Consider the following 18,454-nt stretch of genomic DNA (forward strand, 5'->3'; position numbering starts at 1 on the left):
GTATGGCGCGTGAGACGGCGGTGAGACGATTTCGTGAATCTGCCACGATGGGCGGGACAGGGGAGGGACGTGTGGTCGTGAAGCGCCTGATGCGCATGTTCGGGGTCGGCGGACCGTCGGTGCGTACGGAGTTGAAGGTGTCGCGGGCCCAGCCCGGCGGCAAACTCAGCGGCACGGTCGAGGTCACCGGCGGGGATCACCAGGTGTCCATCGGATACATCGCGTTGGCGCTGGTCACCGACGTCGGTGTGCAGGGCGGGCTGCTCGGTGACCAGTCCACCGGAGAGATCAGCCGGCAGAAGGTCGTGGAGAGCTTCACGCTCGCCGCGCGCGAGCGTCGGATATTCGACATCACCTGCGACGTGCCGCTGGAGACCCCGCTGACCCGGGCCTTCGGGCAGCCGATAGCCGGGATGAACGTCGGCCTGCGCACCGAGTTGGAGGTCGCCCGCGCGGTCGACCGCACCGACCTGGACCCGGTCGAGATCGAGCCGATGCCCGCGCAGCAGCACATCCTCGATGCGCTGAGCAAGCTCGGCTTCCAGTTCGTGAAGGCGCACATGGAGAAGGGCCGCCTGCGCGGCCTGCCGCAGACGCTGCCGTTCTACCAGGAGATCGAGTTCCTGCCCGGCACGGCGTACGCCGCCCAGCTGCGCAACCTCGAGGTCACCTTCGTCGCCACCGACCGCAAGCTCCACGTAGTGATGGAACTGGACAGAAAGGTCGGCCCCCTCGCCGACCGCGACATCTTCGGCCGCTTCACGGTCGACCCCGCCACCATCGCCGACACCGACTGGCGCGGCCTCCTCAAAGACTGGCTCACCCAGTCCACCGCCCGCAAAGGCCCCCTGTTCTGACGTCCGCATGCGTTGATCATGAACTTATGGCACGGCTCGACGGCGTGTCGCTGCCATAAGCTCATGATCAACCAGCTCGCCTGGCCTGGCCTGCGCGGTGGTCAGAGGTCGAGGATGAGGGTGTTCGGGCCGACGTTCACCGATTCGACCAGCATGTGGGTGCGGAAGCGTCCCGTCTCGACGGTGGCGCCGCGGGCGCGGAGCGCCGTCACGAACGCCGTGAACATCGGTTCGGCGATCTCGGCGGGGGCGGCGGCCTGCCAGGTGGGGCGGCGGCCTTTGCGGGCGTCGCCGTAGAGCGTGAACTGGCTGACCACGAGCAGCGGCGCGCCGGCGTCGGAGGCGCTGCGTTCGCCGTCGAGCAGGCGCACCTCGTACACCTTGCGGGCCATCGTCTCGACGGTGGACTGGGTGTCGCCGTGCGTCACGCCGAGGAGTACCAGCAGCCCGTCCTTGATCTCCCCGACCACCTCGCCGCCGACCGTCACGCTCGCCCGGCTCACCGTCTGCACTACCGCGCGCACCGGCGCACCTCTTCCCTGGCGTCTTCCGTCGCGTCGATCATGAAGTTAGGCCGACGACACACCGTCGAACCTTGCCATAAGTTCATGATCAACGGACGGTGGGCAGCAGGAGGCCGCGTTCGACGAGGTGGTCCAGGACGGGGAGGAGGGCGGCGGAGAGGGCTTCGACGGGGGCTTCGTGGGCGGCGGCCAGGAGGGAGATCTGGTCGTGGAGGGGGAGGTCGCCGTTGGAGCCGCTGACCAGGGCGAGGATCAGGGGGTCGATCTCCTCTACCCAGCGCAGGCCGTCGGGCATGGCCAGGAGCTGGCGGTCGACGATCCAGCCGTCGTCGCCCATGGTGGCCTCCTGACGTAGTTGTAGGCCGTCGGCGCGGCGGTAGCGGGCAGACAGGAGCTGGTCGCGGTCGCGGGCGTCGAGCCAGTCGCGGCGGGTGAACCACTCCGTCACGCGGTCGCCGAGCGGCGGCTGCACCTGCTGGCGCAGATCCTCGCAGACCACCGACGGGTCGGCCTTGCCGCTGTTGCGGGCGGTGACCAGGCCGAAGCCGATCGCCTCGACGCCGTGCTCGGCGAACCAGTCCAGCCACTGCGCGGCCCGCTGCGCGTCGTGCTTCTCGCTCGCGTCGGCCAGCCACAGGCGTACGTAGTCCAGCGGGTCGCTGACCTCGCGCTGGATCGCCCACAGGTCCATGCCGGTGCCGGCGAACCAGCCCGCGACACGGTCCTCCCAGTCCTCGCCCTTCACGTGCACCCAGTTGGCCAGGAACTGCAGCGTGCCGCCCTCGGTGAGCAGGGTCGGCGCGGCCCCGGCGAGTTCGGCGCAGACACCGTCGCCGGCCCGGCCGGAGTCGCGGTACACGTGGGTGGCCAGGCCGGGCCCGACCACGAACGGCGGGTTGCTGACCACCAGGTCGAACCGGCGGTCCGCGACCGGCGCCAGCATGTCGCCCTGCAGCAGCTCCCAGCTCATGCCGTTGAGCGCGGCCGTCGTCGCGGCGAAGCGCAGCGCGCGCGGGGACAGGTCGGTGCCGGTCACGGCGCGCGCGTGGGTGCTCAGGTGCAGCGCCTGCACGCCGCAGCCGGTGCCCAGGTCGAGCGCCGTGCCGACGGGCGTGCGCACCGTCGCGCCGGCCAGCGTGGTGGACGCGCCGCCGACCCCGAGCACGTGGTCGGCGGGCAGCTGGCGGCCCGGCTGGGCGGGCAGGTCGGACAGCACCCACCAGTCGCCGTACGGCTCCAGGTCGACGCCCGCCGCGAGCCCGCCGTCACCCAGCACGACGAGCCCGGCCGCGCGTGCCGTGGCGACCGGCAACGGGGCCAGCGCGGCGGCCACGGCCGCGTCCGGCTCGGTCTGGCCGCAGATGAAAAGCCTGATCAGGGTATCCAGCGGGTCACCCGTACCGGTGATCCGCAGCGCGGCGCGGTAGTCGCTGCGACCCGCGTCGGCCGCCGCCTGCGGCCCCAGCCGGTCGGCGATGCCTGAGGCGGTGAACCCGGCGCGGGTCAGCGCGGTTCGCAGATGATCGATGTCAGCGGTCTCCAGCAGCGTCTGCACCATGACATCGTGCACCAACGCGCGGCGCACGGTGCAGGGACGTGTGCACTAACCTGCTGCCCATGGCACAGGTCTGGGACCACTGGCACACCGTACTGCTCACGACGGCGGCGCTGGTGCCCGTGACCCTGCTGATCGTCGCCGGTCTGGTCCGGCACCGGTCGCGGGCGGGCGTGCCGCGCGGCCGCGCGTGGCGGTGGTCGCTGGCCGAGGGCGCCATGGTGCTCGGGACGCTGCCCTGGGTGTGGATGACGATGACCCCCCAGCAGGTGCCCCCGGACACGACCTTGCTGTACCTGGTGCCCTTCAGCGATCTGGGGTCCCAGTTCACCCAGCCGCTGCCGTGGGTGATCGCACAGGTGGGCGGCAATCTGCTGGTGTTCTTCGCGCTCGGGGCCGGAGGGCCGGTGCGCTTCGCGGCCCTCGCCTCGCCCGTGCGGCTGTTGCTGCTCGGGGCCGCGGGCTCGCTGGTGATCGAGGTGACCCAGCTGCTGTTCGTCACCAACCGGGTGTGCAGCGTTGACGACGTGCTGGTCAACGCGGTCGGCTGCGTGCTCGGCGGCCTGGTCACCCGTCCGTGGTGGTCGCGGGTCCGGGTCCCCGTCCCCGCCTGACTCCGATGTGACGGCTGACCGTCCGACGCCGTCACCAGCGGATACCGGCACTCGAACGGTTGGATGCCCGTCGACGATCGTCGACACTGAGCCAGGACCGGTATCGACCGGTATGTGGTTCACCCAGGCGTGTCGGGCGGTCGAGATCTTTGGCGACGGGTTCCGCCTACGGCGCCGGCCCTGGCTGGTCAGCCGGAGTAGATGCCGTTATCGGGCTTGATCAGACTCGATTCGGCGCGATGAAGATCCACCGTTACGCCGTTGACCTTGAGGGTGCTGCGATGGAGCATTCGTAGCCTGGTCGCGATCATGATCAGGGGCGCTGACCAGTCCATTGACGGAGGAGACGTTGTGACGGCACACCCACTCGGCCAGGAGACAGCGTTGTGGGAGGGCGAGACCCAGAACCTGGCGTCCGCGGCGACCCAGGGCAAGGTGATCACGGCCCGGTACCGGTTGACCAACCGCAGCCTGTATGTCTCGAAGGGTGTGCTCCGGACCGACGAGCAGCAGATTCCGCTCGCTCACGTGCAGGACGTGGATGTGCGGCAGAACCTCATCCAGAAGGCACGGAGCGTGGGAGACGTGATCGTGCGCGTGACGCGGCCCGATGGCTTCGTCGACGTGCTCGTCATGGAGTCGGTCGCCGATCCGCGCCGGGTCCGGGACCTGGTGAACAGGTCGGCCACTGATGCCCGTGTCGCCGAGCGGCAGCTCATGAACCACCAGAGCATCACCTACTCCGGCCCCGGACCGGTGACCCCGACGCCGGCCGCACCCGCACCCGACGACCTGTTCGCCCAACTGGAAAAGCTGGGCAAGCTGCGTGATGCAGGCATCGTGACACCACAGGAATTCGACACCAAGAAAGCCGAACTCCTCGCGCGGCTCTGACCGGTGCGCCGGTGCACTTTCGGGGAAAGTGCGTGAAACAGGTCGCTCGTGACTCCAGTTTCCCCGAAAGTGCAGCCACGGCGGGCAGTGCGACAGCGCGGGGCGGCGCGACGGGGAGTGCCGTGGTGCGGGGTTGGCGGGGCGGGTTTCTGGCAGGCTGTAGGCATGACGAAGCTGTGGCTCGCGCAGGAGCCAGACGCCGACGAGATGCTGCGGCACGACCCGCTCGCCCTGATCACCGCCATGCTGCTCGACCAGCAGATCCCGCTGGAGAAGGCGTTCGTGGGGCCGTACCGGCTGGCCGGCCGGATGGGGGTGCAGCGGCTCGACGCGGCGCAGATCGCCGACCACGACCCGGCCGCGTTCGCGGAGCTGTTCGCGACCCCGCTCGCCATCCACCGTTTCCCCGGCTCGATGGCCGAGCGCACGCAGAAGCTCGCCCGCGCCATCGTCGACGAGTACGACGGCGACGCCGCGACGATCTGGACCGGGGCCAAGGACGGCAAGGACCTGTTCAAGCGCCTGTCCGCGCTGCCGGGCTTCGGCAAGATGAAGGCGCAGATCTTCATCGCGCTGCTGGGCAAGCAGTTCGACGTGCAACCCGAGGGGTGGCGCGAGGTCGCCGGGGTCTACGGCGAGGAGGGCTCACTGCGCTCGGTGGCCGACATCCGCGACGCCGCCTCCTTGGCCAAGGTCCGCGAGTTCAAGAAGCAGATGAAGGCCGAGGCGAAGGCCGCCAAGGAATGACGCTCCCCGGCAAGATCGCTGTTTCGGGTCGAATCCTGTGGTCAGACCTCACTTTCCGACCTGAAACAGCGATCTCCGCCCCGCGCCGCCACCGCAACCGTTAGGAAGGGCACCTTCTACAACGCATAGCGTTAAGAAGGTGCCCTTCCTTCGCGCGAAGCGCGGAGCGCGAGCGCGAGCGCGGTGAGGCGCGACCGGCAACGGCGATCGACGCTCTCACACGCCGTCGAGCACCTGCTCGGGCTCGGCGGCGACAGCGTCGGTGGGCGGCACGGCCGTAGCGCGGCGGGCGCGCATGCCCAGGGCGGCCAGGGCGCCGAGCAGGCAGATCGCGGCGGCGCCGAGGAAGATCTCGCGGTACTCGGCGCGCAGGGCGCCGTCCAGGGCGGTCTGGTACGCGGCGAGCGCGCGGCGGAACTCGTCCTCGGTCATGCCGAACGGCAGCGGCGTGGGCAGGTCCTTGGTGAACTCCTGGAACCGGTGCAGGCCCCAGGCGGTCAGCGCGGCGACGCCTAGCAGCATGCCCATCATCCGGGTGACCACCACCGCGGCCGAGGCCACGCCGTGCTGGACGGCCGGCACGATGCGCAGCACGAGTGCCGACAGCGGCGCGATGACCAGGCCGAGGCCGAGCCCGGCGAGCACCAGGTCGGTGTCGAGCCGGGGCAGGCTGACCGGGCCGAGCGAGTAGCGGGCGGCGAGCAGGTCGGCGGGCCAGCCGGCGATCAGCAGGTATGCCCCCGCGGAACCGGCGAGGCCGACGACGGTGAGCACGCGTTCGCTGAGACGACGCAGCAGCAGGCCGCCGAGCACCGCGCCGACCGGCAGCGCGACCAGGAACCGGGTGAGCAGCAGGGTGCTGTCCAGGGTGTCCAGCCGGAGCAGGGTGTGCCCGACCAGTTCCACGTTCACCAGGGTGACCATGAGCGCGGCGCCCGCGCAGGCGCTGGCGGCCAGGGTGGCCAGCAGCGGTCCCATGGCGACGCCGGCCGGGTCGAGCAGGCGGGTGCGGGCGCGCCACTCCCAAGCGATGAACGCGACCAGGGCGGCACCGGCCGCGCCGAGCACGGCGGGTCCCCAGCTCGGTAGCACCGCGTGCGCGGGGTCGGGGTTGTACAGGCCGACCACGCACAGGCCGAGCACGAGGGCGAGCAGCAGCCCGCCGACGACGTCGACGCGGCGCGGGGGAGCGTCCGGGTCGGGGCGGTGCGGGGGCACCAGCAGCCAGACCGCGACGCCGATGAGCACGGCCAGCGGTATGTTGATCCAGAAGATGCCGCGCCAGCCGATCCAGAGCGCCACGGCCGCGCCGAACAGCGGGCCGAGCACAGCCCCGAGTTCCTGGGCCGCGCCGACCCAGCCGAGGGCGGCGGGCCGGGTGGCGGGCGGGAACAGGTCGGCGATCAGCGCCATGGTCACCGGCAGCAGCGCGCCGCCGGCCATGCCCTGCAGCGCCCGTCCCGCGACCAGCGGGACCAGGTCGGTGGCGGTGGCGGTGACGACGGAGCCGACGGCGAAGGCGGCCAGGCAGGAGAGGATGAGGACGCGGCGGCCGTACCGGTCGGACAGGCTGCCCAGCAGTGGCATCGCCGCCACGTAGCCGAGCAGGTAGCCGGTGACCAGCGGGGTGGCCCGCTCGAGGTGGTTGATCGGGATGCCGAGGTCGTTGACGATGTCGATCAGGACCGAGACCAGCACGTACGCGTCGAGCGCGCCGAGCAGCACGGCCAGTCCGCCCATGCCGACGGCGAGGCGGTGCTTGCCCAGGACCGCCCCGCCGCCCGTGGCGTCGTGATCAGGGTGCACTGATCGTCACCGGCTCGTTGTACTTGGTGAAGGTCACGGTGACCGTGCCGGCCGGGTCGCTGCCCTTGGCCGGGATGTTGAACTCGCCCTTGACGAGCTGCTTGCTGGCGGCGTCGAGCCAGACGTGCCCGGTGACGCCGGTGCCGATGCCGGGGATCAGCGCGGCCAGCGCGACCGGGTCGGGTTCGACCTGGATCTTGTAGGTGTCCTTGCCGTCGACCGTCTCCTTGGCCTGCGTGGTCGCCGTCTTCACGCTGCTGAGCAGCTTCGCGACGCCGCGGTTCGGGTCGAGGATGGCGGAGGGGTCGTACACGGTGGCGGCGGCGGCCAGCGGCAGCTTCTGGTAGCCGCCGGTGGCGGCCTTGAGCCAGAGGTCGCTGCCGACGATGACGAACTGGGCCTCGATCGCGGTGCCGAACTGCTCGATCGTGGCGGTGCCCTGGGCGGAGCCCGCCTGGGTGAGGTCGCCCTCGGCGCGCTTGAGGGTCAAACCACTGATCTTGCCGTTGACGTCGATGACGAAGTGCGCGGACTTGACCTCGGCCATCGCCTTGGCTCCGTCGACCAGCAGGGTCTGCGCGGCGGGCAGTTCGGTGGGCGGGGTGGGTGCGTCCGCCTTGGAGGTGCACCCGGTGAGGGTGAGGGCTAGTGCGGCGAGCGCGGCGAGCGCGTACGAGGTGCGGGACATACGCGCATGTTAGTGCGGCCCGCCACGCCGGGCCCGACACGCCGCTGACGAGGGCGCTGACCTGCGGTTTCGTATACCAGTTTCGCGAATTGCGGCGCAGGCGTCCGGACCGGAATCCGCTGTCCGGTCCATAGCAGACCGGACGAACCTTCTGAAATCCGGAGCAAGTGATCAGCCGATCGGTAGCATCACGGAGGGTGAGCTAACGATTTCATTTGGTAATCGTTATGGCGTCGTCCTCCCCCTTCCAGGCGGAGTGCGACGGCCGCTCGTCCAGGTCGGTGCCTCCCGGCGCCACCTTGTCCTGCCTGAGGAGAACCAATGACGATGCTCAGCGAGCCTGACGCATTGACCGGGCCGTCCGTCCACTGCGACCTGCCCGGACCCCGCTCGGCCGAACTGCTGGAGCGCCAGCAGCGCCGCGAGTCGAACGCACGTACCTATCCCCGCAACCTCCCCATCGCCATCGCCGAGGGTTCCGGCAGCTTCGTGCGCGATGTCGACGGCAATGTGTTCATCGACTTCCTGACCGGCGCTGGCGTGCTGTCGCTCGGCCACAACCATCCCGAGCTGGTCCGCGTCGTCACCGCCCAGCTCGGCCGGCTGACCCACGCGCTGGACTTCCCGACCCCCGCCAAGGACGCGTTCATCGAGGCCCAGCTGTCCATGCTGGCCCCTGGCCTGCGCGAACGCATGCGTGTGCACTTCTGCGGCCCGACCGGCGCGAACGCCATCGAGGCCGCGATCAAGCTGTGCAAGACCGCCACCGGGCGCGGCGACATCGTCTCGTTCCAGGGCGGCTACCACGGTGGCAGCCATGCCGCGATGGCGATGTCCGGCCTGGTCTCGCAGAAGCGGCCGATCGCCAACGGCATGCCGGGCGTGCACTTCTTCCCGTACTCCTACTGCGGCCGCTGCCCGGTGGGCCTGCGGCCGGACAGCTGCGAGACCAACTGCGCCGGGCTGCTGGAGAAGTCGCTGCTCGACCCGAACGGCGGCATCGCCCGCCCGGCCGCGGTCATCCTGGAGCTGGTGCAGGGCGAGGGCGGGGTCATCCCGGCCACCCGCGACTTCGTCCGGCGGATCCGGGCGCTGACCCGGTCCCTGGACATCCCGCTGATCGTCGATGAGGTGCAGACCGGCTGCGGCCGCACCGGCACCTGGTTCGCGTTCGAGCAGTACGACATCGAGCCTGACGTGATCGTCGCGTCGAAGGCGCTGTCGGGCATCGGCACGCCCGTCGCGCTGATCATGTACGACGAGCGGCTGGACGTGTGGCAGCCCGGCGCGCACACCGGCACGTTCCGGGGCAACCAGCTCGCCTTCGCCGCGGGGGCGGAGGCGGTCCGGATCCTGCACCGCGACCAGATCCTGGCCAACGTACGCGAGCGCGGGGCGCAGGTGGCCGACCGGCTCGGCGAGCTGCAGGGCCACCCCGTGGTGCGCGAGGTGCGCGGCCAGGGCCTGATGTGGGGCGTTGAACTGGCCGATCCCGGCGACGGGCGCTCGGCCGGGCAGCTGGCCCGCCAGGTGCAGAGCCGCGCCCTGCGCAGCGGCCTGATCATCGAACTCGGCGGGCGTGACGACTGCGTCATCCGGATCCTGCCGCCGCTGAACGTGACCGCCGAGGTCGTCGACATCGCCTGCGGCATCGTCATCGACGCCATCGAGGAGTCCGCCCGCGCCGCCACCGCGGTGGGCGAGCCGGCCGCTTCGCACGCACGGGCGGACGGCATGGGCTGAGCAGCGGCGCGCCGCGAGGCGCCCCGTCCGAATGCGGCTGTCCGGCGCGCCGCCCCGCGGCGACGCGCCGGACCGGCCGCCGCATTCGCCGAACGCGGCCCGCCCGCCCCGTGCGGGCGCCGCCCGTTCCACTCAGCCGTCCTTGTCGTCCGCGGAGGGAGAAGCCCATGAGCACACGCGTCCTCGATGTCAATGATCTTCCCGAGTTCCCTGACGTCGAACCCGGTCGCAACGGCGGTCTGGTGCTGACCTGCCCCGGCTACGAGCACGAGCCGCGCTGGCAGCCGGGCGAGCGGTTGCCGCAGCTGTTCGAGCAGCAGTGCGACCGGCTGCGCCGGTACGGCCGGGGCGAGCAGCTCGCGGTGGACACCGGCGAGGAGGCGCTCACCTACGACCAGCTCGACGCGCGTGCCAACCAGCTCGCCCGGCACCTGATCAGCCGCGGGGCCCGGCCCGGCGACCGGATCGCGCTGCTGTTCGACCAGCCCGTGCAGTCGTACGTCGGCATGCTCGCCATCGGGAAGATCCACGCCGCGTACGTGCCGCTGGACACCGGCTTCCCCGCCGACCGGCTGGCCTACATCGCCGGCGACTCCGGGGCCCGGCTGGTGCTGTCCGTGTCGCACCTGCGCGAGCACCTGGCCGAGGTCACCGAGGCCGAGCTGCTCTGCCTCGACGAGCTGACCGCCGAGCTGGCAGCCGCCGACGAGCAGCGGCTCTCCGACGCCGAGCGCGGCGAGCCCGCCGACGAGCTGGCGTACATCATCTACACCTCCGGCTCGACCGGCCGGCCCAAGGGCGTCGCCGTCGAGCACGCCGCCATCTGCAACTTCGTCCGGGTCGCCGCCGAGCTCTACGGCGTACGCCCGGAGGACCGGATGTACCAGGGCATGACCATCGCCTTCGACTTCTCGGTCGAGGAGATCTGGGTGTCCTGGATGGTCGGCGCGACCCTGGTGCCCAAACCCGGCGGGGCCAGCCTGCTCGGCCGGGACCTGTGGGAGTTCCTCACCGCGCGCGGCGTCACCGCGATGTGCTGCGTGCCGACGCTGCTCGCCACGCTCGACGAGGACCTGCCCGACCTGCGCTTCCTGCTGGTCTCCGGCGAGGCCTGCCCGCAGGACCTGGTCACCCGCTGGCACCGGCCGCACCGCCGCTTCCTCAACGTGTACGGGCCCACCGAGGCGACCGTCACCGCGACCTGGACGCCGGTGCACCCCGACAAGCCGATCACGCTGGGCCTGCCGCTGCCGACCTACGCCACGGTCATCCTCGACCCCGACTCGCCCCGCGCCCTGCCCCCGGGCGAGCTGGGCGAGATCGGCATCGCGGGCGTCGGCCTGGCCGTCGGCTACGTCAACCGCGACGACCTTACCGAGCGCGCGTTCATCCCCGACTTCCTGAACATCAAGAACAACCCGTCCGGGCGCATCTACCGCACCGGGGACCTGGGCCGGGTGAACGAGACCGGCGAGATCGAATACCTCGGGCGCATCGACACCCAGGTGAAGATCCGCGGGTACCGCATCGAGCTGACCGAGATCGAGTCCGTGCTGCTGCAGGTGCCCGGGATCGCCCAGGCCGTCGTCGACACGCACAGCCCGGAGCCGGGCGTGACCGAACTGGTCGGCTACTACAGCCTGCGCAAGGACACCGTCGCCCTGGACCGCCAGCAGATCTACTCCTGGCTGCGCGAACGGCTGCCCGGATACATGATCCCGTCGTACCTGGAGCAGCTCGACGCGATCCCGATGCTGCCCAGCGACAAGGCCGACCGCAAGAGCCTGCCGCCGCCGACCAACCGCCGGCTGGCCGCGCCGCCCACCGAGGCCGCGCCCGCGAATCCGATCGAGCAGGGGTACGCCGAGCTGCTGGCCGAGACCGTCCGGGTGGACCGGGTCGGCGTGGAGAGCCACTTCTTCGAGGAGGTCGGCGCGGACTCGCTGCTCATGGCGCGGTTCTGCGCCCGGGTGCGGCAGCGCGCCGACCTGCCCTCGGTGTCCATGCGCGACGTGTACGTGTACCCGACCGTGCGCGCGCTGGCCGCCGCCGTCGCCCCGGTCGCCGAGTCCACCCAGCCGCGCACCGCCCCGGTCCCGGGACGCCAGACCCGCCGGGCCAGCTCGCTGCAGTACGCGGCCTGCGGCCTGTTCCAGCTGCTGATGGGGCTGGGCAGCGCGGTGATGGGCGGCTACCTGCTCATCTTCGCGTTCCGCTTCATGGCCGCCGCCAACGGCTACCTCGACCTCTACCTGCGCTCGGCCGCCTTCAGCATCGTCGGCTTCCTGATCCTGGCCATCTACCCGATCGCCGTGAAGTGGCTGCTCATCGGGCGCTGGAAGGAACAGGAGATCCCCCTGTGGGGATGGACCTATCTGCGCTTCTGGTACGTGCGCATGTGCATGGGAGCCAGCCGCCTGCTGATGTTCTACGGCACCCCGCTCTACCCGTGGTACCTGCGCCTGCTCGGCGCGAAGATCGGCCGCAACGTGGTGATCCTGTCGCCGGTCATGCCGATCTGCACCGACCTGCTGACCATCGGCGACAACACGGTCGTCCGCAAGGACTGCTACTTCCTGGGCTACCGTGCCCAGTCCGGCTACATCCAGACCGGCCGGATCACCATCGGCAGCGACGTCGTCGTCGGCGAGCACACCGCGCTGGACATCGACTCCGCCATCGGCGACGGCGCCCGGCTCGGGCACTCCTCGACGCTGCCGCCGGGGTACGCGGTCCCGGCCGGGGAGAGCTGGCAGGGCATGCCCGCCCAGCCCGGCCACGCCGGCCTGCCGGAACTCCCGGCGCGCAGCTGCGGCTGGCTGCGCAAGACCGTCTACTCCGGCATCAAGATCGCCAACCAGGTGCTCACCCGCGGCCCGCTCGTGTTCGGCGCGCTCGTCGCGCTGGTCACCCAGGTGCCGCTGCTGAAGGGCCTGGTCGACGGCAAGCCGTTCTCCATCGGCGGCATGATCTACCTGGACCTGGTGCTGGCCTCGGCGGTGCTGTTCATCGGCGCGCTGCTGATCGGCCTGGCGAGCATCGCCACCATCCCGCGCGTGCTCAACCTGCTCTGGAAGCCGGACACGGTCTACCCGCTCTACAGCTTCCGGTACTGGCTCGCCTCCACGATCTCCGGGATGACCAACTCCGCGCTGTTCATGCGCCTGTTCGGCGACAGCTCGTACGTCGTCAACTACCTGCGCTGGATCGGCGTGGACCTGCAGCAGGTCGTGCAGACCGGGTCCAACTTCGGCATCGAGTTCCGGTTCGACACACCGTTCCTGTGCACCATCGGCACCGGCACGATGGTGTCCGACGGCCTGTCCATGGTCAACGCCGACTACTCGCCCAGTTCGTTCAAGATGTCGCAGGTCACCGTCGGGGCGCGCTCCTTCGTCGGCAACGACGTCACCTTCCCGGCGGGCCACGCCGTCGGCCAGAACGTGCTCTATGCGACCAAGGCGACGGTGCCGACCGACGGCCCGATCCGCCACGACACCGGCCTGCTCGGCTCGCCGTCGTTCCCGATCGCCCGGGTCGTCACCCGGGAGGCGGGCTGCGAGGCCCCGACCGGCGACGCGCTGCGCCGGGCGCTGACCTTGAAGAACCGGTACAACCTGCGCTCGATGGCCCTGTTCCTGTTCGTGAGCTGGCTCTCCGGCGCGGTCGGTCTGGTCGTGCTCGCCGCCGCGCTGGACATGTACTCCGAGTGGTCCGTGCTGGTCATCCCGGCCGCGATGGTGGTCATGCTGGTGTTCCAGCTGTGCTACAGCGTGCTGGTGGAACGGCTGGTCGGCGGGTTCCGGCGGCTGCGCCCGCGGCGCTGCTCCATCTACGACCCGTACTACTGGTGGCACGAGCGGCTGTGGAAGCTGGAAGCGCCGGTCCCGTTCGCGGGCACCCCGTTCCGCCCGATGATGTGGCGCCTGCTGGGCGTGCGGATGGGCAAGCGGGTGTACGACGACGGGGCGTACATGTCCGAGCGGACCATGATGACCGTCGGCGACGACGCCTGCCTCAACGCCGGCGTGGTGATCCAGTGCCACTCCCAGGAGGACGGCATGTTCCGCTCCGAGCCGACCGTGATCGGCTCCGGGGCCACCCTGGGCATCAAGGCGTTCGTGCACTACGGCGTGACCGTCGGCGAGAACGCGGTGCTCGGCGCGCACTCCTTCCTGATGAAGGGCGAGCAGATCCCCGACGGCGAGGACTGGACCGGCAACCCGGCCCGGCAGGTGGTCGAGCCGCTGCCCGCCGCCCCGCGCCGGACCCGGCCGGTGCCCTGCGCGTCCGGCCCGCGGGCGGGCTCCCGGGCCGCGGCCCGAGCGCTGCTCACCGAGCTGCGGGCCACGCCCGCGCCCCGGCGACGGCGTCCCGCCGGCGTGGCGGTGTCGCTGTTCCCACTGGCCGCGTGCCGGCGGCGGGAGAAGGACCTGGCGCAGTTCCTCAACGCCGCCGACCGGGCCGAGGCCGACAGCCTGCGCTCGGAAGAGCGCCGCAGCTCCTTCGTCATCACCCGGGCGCTGGTCCGCATGATCCTGTCGATCGAGTGGCACGGCGAGGTCGCACCGCGCAACTGGAGCCTGCACCACGGAGGCTTCGGCAAGCTGACCGTCTCCGGGCCGCTGCCCGGCATCGACGTGAGCGTCTCGCACAGTGACTCGGTGATCGCGGTGGCGGTCTCGGACGCGTACGACATCGGGGTCGATCTGGAACCGGCCGGCCGGGAGGGGGCGTCGCTGCCCTGGACCGTGCTGTCCTCCGCCGAGCACGCCCGCCTGGTGGAGGCCGACGACCAGGGTGAGCAGCTGCTGCGGATGTGGACGCTGAAGGAGGCCTTCACCCGCTGCGCCGGCGACGACGGCGAGGTCAGCTTCGAGCAGCTGGACACGCTGCTGGAGCCGCTGCAGGTGGTCGGCGCCGCGCCGAACGGCCGCCAGCGCTACTGGTTCCACCAGGAGCAGTGGGGCGCCGACGCCGACCAGCACTGGGTGACCGTCGCGGTGCGGCGGCGACCCACGGGCCGGCGCGGACGCAGGCCGGCCACCCGCGGCACCCGACCCGCGATCGCCAAGTCGGTGAACCGCCGTGCGCCCCGTCCGGCCGACCGCGCCGGCACGGGCCAGGACGTGATGATGCAGATCCTGGCCGGTGGGCGGGTCACCGCCCGCACCGTCGCGTCGCCGACCAGCGCCTCCGGCGGGGACGCCTAGACCCAGGGACATGGATGTCACCGGCCGCGCCGCCGCTCACGGCGCCGGCCGGTGACGCCTAGACTCCACGGTCATGGGCGTCACACACCACGGGCGCACCGAGCGCCTCGACCTCGCCGACCCGACCCTGCGCGACTGGACCTGCACGGTGCTGGCCGCCGATGCCGAACAGGGCATCGTGCTGGACCGCTCGGCCTTCTACCCGGGCGGCGGCGGCCAGCCGCCGGACCACGGCGTGCTGCTCTGGCAGGGCGTGCAGACCCGGATCACCGGCACCCGCAAGGGTGACGACCTGTGGCTGATCCCGGCCGAGGGCGACCCGCTGCCGCCGGTCGGCACGCAGGTCGCGGGCGCGGTCGAGGACACCCGGCGCACCCTGCTCATGCGCACCCACTCCGGGCTGCACGTGCTGTGCGGGGTGGTGTTCCGCGACTTCGGCGCGCTGGTCACCGGCGGCAACATGGAGCCGGGCGAGGCGCGGATGGACTTCAACCTGCCCGAGGTGCCCGCCGACTTCAAGGCGCGGCTGGAGGAGCTGGTCAACACCGAGGTCGGCGCGGACCGCCCGGTCGTCACCCAGGTGCTGGGCCGCGCCGAGGCGCTGGCGCTGCCCGACATCATCCGCACCCAGTCGAACCTGATCCCCGCCGACGAGCAGGAGATCCGCATCGTCGACATCGTCGGCCTCGACGTGCAGGCCGACGGCGGCACCCACGTCGCCTCCACCGCCCAGATCGGCAAACTCCAGGTCGTCAAGGTCGAATCCAAGGGCAAAGCCAACCGCCGCGTCCGCGTCCGCCTGGCCTGACCCCGCGACCTCGTTCCGCAACTCTTGAAGAGTCGCGCCTTCCGGACTCCCGGGATGCCGCGACTCTTCAAGAGTTGCGGCAGGGTGGGGTGGGGGGTCGGTCAGGGGCGGGGGTCGTCGTCGATGGTGCCCTCGTAGACGGGGCCGGCGGGTTGGGCGGGAAGGGCGTTGGTGGGGATCGTCTGGTGGCCGCGGTTGCGCTTGAAGCGGTGCTCGTCCTTGGGTGGGCGGTCGTTGACCAGGATCACCGCCATCCAGGGCAGCAGGAGCATGCCGAGGCCGCACAGGGTCAGCCACAGCCAGAGCAGGGGCACCTGCAGCATGGCCAGCACCGAGCCCAGGATCAGGCAGCCCGCGCGCAGCAGCATCATGAAGATGTAGCGCCGCTCGCGCCGCTTCAGCTCCTCCTCCGGGCTCATCGGCGCGTCGGTGATCAGCACCGGCTGGTCGGCCTGCCGTTTCACGCTGCCTCCTGATCGCCGAGGAACACTTCCATCCTGCCCCTCCGGTCCGTCGCGCCGACAGGGGGCCCGCGCAGTGCGTCGGTTGCGGCTCGTCAGGCCGCGCGGGCAGCGGCAGCCGGGCCGGTCAGTTCCGTCGGCAACGCCCCGCCGGTCAGGTCCGCTGGCAACGTTCCGCCGGTCAGGCCGACGGCAGCGGTGGTCGGGCGCCGACGATGCCCACCGCGCGGGCGCCCAGGCGGCAGCCCGCCAGCAGCGCGTCGTGCCGCCCGGCCCCCGCGGACCAGGCCGCGAGCAGGCCCGCGGCGAAGGCGTCGCCCGCGCCGGTGGCGTCCACGATCGGGACCGGTTCGCCGGTGACGTGCACCACGCCGGATGGGCCCGCCCACAGCGCGCCGTGCGCGCCGAGCTTGACCACCACGTCGCCGCCGATCGCGTACGACATCCGCAGCGCCTGGTCGGCCGGGTCGCCGGGGCCCGCCAGCGCGGTCGCCTCGTCGGCGTTGGCCAGCAGCAGGTCGACCCCGCGCACCCAGTCCAGGAACGGGTGGCCGGTGGCCCCGTCCTCGATCAGCTCGGTGGTCACCGCGTACAGCGGCGCGGCCGAGGCGGCGTCGACGCAGGTGCGCAGACCCGCGGCGCGGGCCGAGGCGAGCGCGTACCGCCCGGCGGGCCGCGACGGCTGGTCCAGCAGCGTGTACCCGGACAGGTGCAGCAGGGACGCGCCCTGGGCGATGGCGGCGTCCACGTCGGCGGAGGCGAGCAGCAGGTTCGCGCCCCGATCGCTGATCATGGTGCGCTCGCCGCCGTGCGTCAGCACCACGATGCTGCCGGTGCTCGCCCCGGGGCGCACGCTCACCTGGGTGCGTACGCCCGCCTGGTGCAGTTCGGCCAGCCGGTCGCGACCGGCCTGGTCGTCGCCGACCGCGCCCACGAAGGTCACCGGCACGCCCAGCGCGGCCAACCAGGCGGCGGTGTTCGCGGCCTGGCCGCCCCCGGCGACGTGCACCGTCGCCGGGGTGTCCGAGCCCTGCGCCAGCGGCGCCCGCAGCACCGCCAGCACGTCGGTGACCAAGTCTCCGACAGAGAGGATCACTGGCTGCCGGCCGCGACGGCGATCTGCGCGGCCAGCGCGGCGTTGCGCAGGATGATGCGAACGTTGACCGCCAGGCTCCGCCCCTGCGTCGCCGCGTGGAAGTGCGACAGCAGCACCGGCGTCACCCGCTTGCCGGTCACCCCGTCCCGCTCCACGATCGCCAGGCCCTCGGCCAGGGTGCGGTCGTGCAGCTCGCGGTCGAGCTGCTCGTCCTCCGGCAGCGGGTTGGCCACCACCAGCGCGCCGCGGTGCACGCCCTGGTCGCGCTGCGCGCGCATTGCCGCCGCGATCTGCTCGGGGGTGTCGACCCGCCAGTCCACGCCGAACCCGCTGTCGCGGATGAAGAAACCCGGGAAGCGGTCCGTCTGGTACCCGGCCACGCCGACGCCCAGCGTTTCCAGCCGCTCCAGGGTCGCGCCCACGTCAAGGATCGACTTGACCCCGGCGCAGACCACCACGATCGGCGTCTGGGCGAGCGTCCACAGGTCCGCGGACTCGTCGAAGGTCTGCGCCGCCTCGCGGTGCACCCCGCCCAGGCCGCCGGTCGCGAACACGCCGATGCCCGCCGCGGCGGCGACCGCCGAGGTGCTGGCGACCGTGGTCGCGCCGTCGACGCCGAGCGCGGACGCGATGGCCAGGTCGCGGACCGACAGCTTGGCCACGTTCTCGCCGAAGGCCAGGCGGGTGAGCGCGTCGTCGTCGAGCCCGGCGACCAGCCGGCCGCCGAGCATGCCGATCGTCGCCGGGACCGCGCCGTTGTCGCGTACCACCTGCTCGATCTCGCGGGCCACGCGCAGGTTGTCCGGGCGCGGCAGCCCGTGCGAGACGATCGTGCTCTCCAGCGCCACCACCGGCTGCCCGGCCGCCAGCGCCGCCTTCACCTCGCCACCCAGGTGGATGCTGCTCACGTCAGTCACGATCATGAGAATACTGGGTTGCCGGCACCCGCCTCCGCGGGTGCGGCGTTCGGCCTCTCAGCCGACGTCACGCGCCAGTCGTCGGCTTCGCTTCGCTCACCTCCTTGGTGGCGCGTGACGTCGGCGGCCGAACGCGGGTGCGGGTCAGGGCTCCTACCAGCGTGGCGGGATATCAGACTGGGCTGCCAGCCGGTGACCTGAGACAATGTTCGGGTGACCACACCAGTGACGAACCCCAGCACCATCCTTGATGAGCGCGTTGCCACGGACTACCGCCTTGACGAGGGCGACCACGAGCGCCTGTCGCACTACGCGCCCAAGGACAAACTGCTCGAAGCGATGATCGAAGGCACGCCGGTGCGTGCCCTGTGCGGCAAGGTCTGGGTGCCCACCCGGGACCCCAACCGCTTCCCGGTGTGCCCGGAGTGCAAAGAGATCTACGAGAACCTCTCCGAATGATCCGGCTTGCGCGCCGACGCACGGCCGGCACGGTCGTGCGGCACGGGGGTCTCGGCGCGCCCCGGGCTCTTT

General features: G+C 71.5%; 16 protein-coding genes. 8 read left to right on the plus strand and 8 right to left on the minus strand.

Annotated elements, in window-relative coordinates; translation table 11 throughout:
* Positions 1 to 71: 71 nt before the first annotated feature.
* A complete protein-coding gene (locus F6W97_RS21430; RefSeq protein WP_155372217.1) occupies positions 72 to 857 on the plus strand; it encodes a sporulation protein in 786 nt (261 codons plus the stop codon).
* Between the two features lie 101 nt (positions 858 to 958).
* On the opposite strand, the gene dtd is transcribed toward F6W97_RS21430, so the two are convergent.
* Together dtd and F6W97_RS21440 are read right to left on the minus strand one after the other, a co-directional pair.
* The gene (gene dtd, locus F6W97_RS21435) at positions 959 to 1,381 is read right to left on the minus strand and encodes a D-aminoacyl-tRNA deacylase (protein WP_155372218.1); all 423 of its coding nucleotides are present in this window, start codon (positions 1,379 to 1,381) and stop codon (positions 959 to 961) included.
* An 88-nt stretch (positions 1,382 to 1,469) separates the two neighbouring features.
* Positions 1,470 to 2,927: a DUF7782 domain-containing protein gene (locus F6W97_RS21440; protein ID WP_456236811.1), complete on the minus strand. Its 1,458-nt coding sequence runs from the start codon at positions 2,925 to 2,927 to the stop codon at positions 1,470 to 1,472.
* A 71-nt stretch (positions 2,928 to 2,998) separates the two neighbouring features.
* Between F6W97_RS21440 and F6W97_RS21445 the strand changes: the two genes are divergently transcribed.
* Positions 2,999 to 3,550 (plus strand): VanZ family protein, encoded by a 552-nt coding sequence (locus F6W97_RS21445; protein ID WP_155372220.1) that lies wholly within the window; start codon positions 2,999 to 3,001, stop codon positions 3,548 to 3,550.
* A 188-nt stretch (positions 3,551 to 3,738) separates the two neighbouring features.
* Here the strand turns inward: F6W97_RS21445 and F6W97_RS40200 are convergent, their stop codons facing one another.
* Entirely contained in the window at positions 3,739 to 3,885 is a 147-nt protein-coding gene (locus F6W97_RS40200; protein WP_196279254.1) for a hypothetical protein, read from the minus strand.
* Positions 3,886 to 3,901: 16 nt separating this feature from the next.
* Between F6W97_RS40200 and F6W97_RS21450 the strand changes: the two genes are divergently transcribed.
* Together F6W97_RS21450 and F6W97_RS21455 are read left to right on the plus strand one after the other, a co-directional pair.
* Positions 3,902 to 4,444 carry a PH domain-containing protein gene (locus F6W97_RS21450; protein ID WP_196279255.1) on the plus strand — a complete coding sequence of 181 codons (543 nt, stop codon included), beginning with the start codon at positions 3,902 to 3,904 and terminating at the stop codon, positions 4,442 to 4,444.
* Positions 4,445 to 4,609: 165 nt separating this feature from the next.
* Positions 4,610 to 5,191, plus strand: a complete 582-nt coding sequence (locus tag F6W97_RS21455) for an HhH-GPD-type base excision DNA repair protein (protein ID WP_155372222.1) — start codon at positions 4,610 to 4,612, stop codon at positions 5,189 to 5,191.
* Between the two features lie 216 nt (positions 5,192 to 5,407).
* Here the strand turns inward: F6W97_RS21455 and F6W97_RS21460 are convergent, their stop codons facing one another.
* Together F6W97_RS21460 and F6W97_RS21465 are read right to left on the minus strand one after the other, a co-directional pair.
* Positions 5,408 to 6,997: an MFS transporter gene (locus tag F6W97_RS21460; protein WP_230686853.1), complete on the minus strand. Its 1,590-nt coding sequence runs from the start codon at positions 6,995 to 6,997 to the stop codon at positions 5,408 to 5,410.
* Positions 6,987 to 7,685, minus strand: coding sequence for an LppX_LprAFG lipoprotein (locus F6W97_RS21465; RefSeq protein ID WP_155372223.1), 699 nt, complete (start codon positions 7,683 to 7,685; stop codon positions 6,987 to 6,989). Before F6W97_RS21465 ends, F6W97_RS21460 begins: the two co-directional genes overlap by 11 nt.
* Positions 7,686 to 8,006: 321 nt before the next feature.
* On the opposite strand from F6W97_RS21465, the gene F6W97_RS21470 reads away from it, so the two are divergent.
* The 3 genes from F6W97_RS21470 (at position 8,007) to F6W97_RS21480 (ending at position 15,449) form a co-directional block, all read left to right on the plus strand.
* Entirely contained in the window at positions 8,007 to 9,428 is a 1,422-nt protein-coding gene (locus tag F6W97_RS21470; RefSeq protein WP_155372224.1) for an aspartate aminotransferase family protein, read from the plus strand.
* Between the two features lie 167 nt (positions 9,429 to 9,595).
* The gene (locus F6W97_RS21475) at positions 9,596 to 14,641 is read left to right on the plus strand and encodes a Pls/PosA family non-ribosomal peptide synthetase (RefSeq protein ID WP_230686854.1); all 5,046 of its coding nucleotides are present in this window, start codon (positions 9,596 to 9,598) and stop codon (positions 14,639 to 14,641) included.
* Between the two features lie 73 nt (positions 14,642 to 14,714).
* Entirely contained in the window at positions 14,715 to 15,449 is a 735-nt protein-coding gene (locus tag F6W97_RS21480) for an alanyl-tRNA editing protein (RefSeq protein ID WP_155372225.1), read from the plus strand.
* A gap of 101 nt (positions 15,450 to 15,550) precedes the next feature.
* Here F6W97_RS21480 and F6W97_RS21485 read toward each other — a convergent pair whose 3' ends face one another.
* The 3 genes from F6W97_RS21485 to F6W97_RS21495 form a co-directional block, all read right to left on the minus strand.
* Positions 15,551 to 15,913: a DUF3099 domain-containing protein gene (locus tag F6W97_RS21485; protein ID WP_155372226.1), complete on the minus strand. Its 363-nt coding sequence runs from the start codon at positions 15,911 to 15,913 to the stop codon at positions 15,551 to 15,553.
* 178 nt (positions 15,914 to 16,091) lie between these two features.
* Entirely contained in the window at positions 16,092 to 17,006 is a 915-nt protein-coding gene (locus tag F6W97_RS21490; RefSeq protein ID WP_155372227.1) for a carbohydrate kinase family protein, read from the minus strand.
* Complete coding sequence (locus F6W97_RS21495; protein WP_155373021.1) at positions 17,003 to 17,914, minus strand: pseudouridine-5'-phosphate glycosidase; 912 nt, start codon at positions 17,912 to 17,914, stop codon at positions 17,003 to 17,005. The genes F6W97_RS21490 and F6W97_RS21495 overlap by 4 nt, the downstream gene beginning before the upstream one ends.
* Positions 17,915 to 18,136: 222 nt before the next feature.
* Here F6W97_RS21495 and F6W97_RS21500 point away from each other — a divergent pair, with 222 nt between their 5' ends.
* Positions 18,137 to 18,382 carry a DUF3039 domain-containing protein gene (locus F6W97_RS21500; protein ID WP_155372228.1) on the plus strand — a complete coding sequence of 82 codons (246 nt, stop codon included), beginning with the start codon at positions 18,137 to 18,139 and terminating at the stop codon, positions 18,380 to 18,382.
* The last annotated feature ends 72 nt before the right edge of the window (positions 18,383 to 18,454 follow it).

This window comes from Catellatospora vulcania (genome assembly GCF_009720385.1).
Taxonomy (GTDB): domain Bacteria; phylum Actinomycetota; class Actinomycetes; order Mycobacteriales; family Micromonosporaceae; genus Catellatospora; species Catellatospora vulcania.